Origin of the sequence: Streptomyces sp. SID14478 (genome assembly GCF_010548525.1) — a bacterium.
In the GTDB taxonomy this organism is placed as follows: domain Bacteria; phylum Actinomycetota; class Actinomycetes; order Streptomycetales; family Streptomycetaceae; genus Streptomyces.
This window is the reverse complement of record NZ_JAAGMG010000122.1, coordinates 1-2,044: the sequence shown is the minus strand read 5'-3', so window position 1 is coordinate 2,044 and position 2,044 is coordinate 1. Positions and strand designations below refer to the sequence as shown.

The 2,044-nt window shown below is 72.8% G+C and carries 2 protein-coding genes; both read right to left on the bottom strand.

Going from position 1 to position 2,044, the window contains the following annotated elements:
• Positions 1-195: 195 nt before the first annotated feature.
• Positions 196-1,134: a DUF4129 domain-containing protein gene (locus G3I40_RS04925; RefSeq protein ID WP_164300921.1), complete on the bottom strand. Its 939-nt coding sequence runs from the start codon at positions 1,132-1,134 to the stop codon at positions 196-198.
• A gap of 277 nt (positions 1,135-1,411) precedes the next feature.
• Positions 1,412-1,828, bottom strand: coding sequence for an SsgA family sporulation/cell division regulator (locus tag G3I40_RS04920; RefSeq protein ID WP_164300920.1), 417 nt, complete (start codon positions 1,826-1,828; stop codon positions 1,412-1,414).
• Positions 1,829-2,044: the final 216 nt, after the last annotated feature.

Here is a 2,044-nt window from a genome sequence, read left to right as displayed (position 1 = left end):
GCCGCCCGTAGTCGAAGGCGACCGCCCCGGCGGCGTACCGTGCCGCGCCGAGCGCGGCCACCACGAGCACGGCGACCACGGCCCCCGCGGCGACCGGGCCGTCGACGAGGAGGACGAGCACGGTCGCGGAGACGGCCACGGCACAGAGCAGCAGCATGAGTTGACGTAGCGTCAGGTCTTTTCGGCCGGGCGCGGTCACCGCACGCCCTCCCGTTCCTGGAGCCGGGTCGCGATCTCCTCCAGGGCGGTGGCGGCGGCAGCGCGCTGGGTGTCGTCCATGGGGTGCGAGGAGTAACGGGCCTCGCGGAACAGGGCGGTGAGGCGGGGTGCGGCCGGTCCGTCGGCGAGACCCGCGCGGGCCGCGCGCAGGAGCAGGTCGGCGGGGCTGTCGGAGGCGCGCCGGTCCACACCGGAGACCGCGAGGGCCTCCTCCATGGCGGCGTAGCAGGCGATCACGGCGGCCCGGGCGTCACCGCCGTCGTCCAGCGCCCGTCGCCCCGACTCCACGGCGGACAAGAGCAGTTCACGGTCGTCGGCGTCGGTACCCGGCGGGGCCGGGCCGAGGGACGGCACCGTGAGACCGCGCAGCCGCAAGCGGCGTACGAGGACGAAGACGGCCCACCCCAGCGCGCAGGCGAGGACCAGGCCCAGCAGCAGGTAGAGCGGCAGCGCCGAGCTGCCGTGTTGCGCGTCGTGGTCGGCGGGCGGAGGCAGCGGCGGGAGCTGCGTCGGCTGCTCACTCGGCGTCGCGGGCGGCACGGTGGCGGACGTCTTGCGGTGGGTGAAGCGGTGCAGCACCAGGGCCAGTACGCCGAGCGCGGCCGGACCCACCAGGAGCAGGGCGAAGACGGCCTGCCGCAGCCGTTCCTCGACCGGTCCCAGAGCGGTCCGTTCCGCGGTGATCCGCGCGCGCAGATGTTGTGCGGCGCGCATCAGGCCCACGGCCCACGCGAGGCAGAGCGCGATCGCGACGACGCCGAACCGGCCGAGCGGCCCCTTTCCGGAGTGCAGCAGGCCGTGGTCGGGGCGCAGCACGAGGGCGGTGACCGCCAGCATCACGACGACCGCGACGGCGATCCCCGCCCCGGACACCCCCTGCCGCCCGCCCTGCCCGTCGAGCCCCCCGCGCACCATGTCTCCCCCTGCGGAACACGTCCCCCGAACGCCTGTCCCTCGCATCCTGGCATGCGCCGACATCGCTGTCAGCGTGTGCGGATGGATCAATGCGGTGGGCCCGCGCAGCGTTCTGCGCCACGCTGACCGGGGGAGGGAGCACGCCTGCGCCTACGTGGCCGTACCGGCCACCGGTGCTGTGCCGTCGCGCTCGCTCGCCCGCACCACGAAGACGCTCGCCCCGCCCCTGGACCTCAAGAACCAGGTCACCACGATCCGCCCCGGACGGCCTGAGGCCTCAGAACGCATCCCGCATCAGCTCCGCCAGGTCCCCGTCCACGTCCACGTGCAGATGCTCCTCGCCGACCGGGACCAGTTGCGTCGAGTCCGCGAGGAAGTTCTCCAGCTCGCCCGTGCGGACGTGCACGATGGCGGTGCCCTCCGAGGCGTGGAACTCCATGACGGTCCGGTCGTAGCCGTAGGGGCGCACGCGTACGTCACCGGCGCCTGCGGGCTCCGTCACGCCGCAGGCCAGCAGCTCGCGGGCGAACGTCCAGCAGACATCGACGCCTTCCAGAGTGGCCGGAGCGGGGAAGGACATGCGTACGGCGAAGGGGTCCCGCACGTCGTAGCTCAGGGTCGCGGGGATGCTCGCCATGCGCGGCGCGGCGGCGACGAGACGGGCCTCTACGGCTTGCTCGATGACGATGGACAACGCCTGCTCCCTTGTGACGACTGGACGGACGACGACGGGCGGTCGGACGGCCTCACTTGAATAGACGACGGAACGGCGAAATCCGTGCACGAAAGCCGAGGGAAAAACGAGTGACCTCTGTCACCGGTTTCCTGTGGAGTGCTAGTTTCGCGCGCCATGAGGGGACTGAGGGCAGTGAGCGCACGGAGCAGGACGGGACGCGTGGGGAAGAGGGCG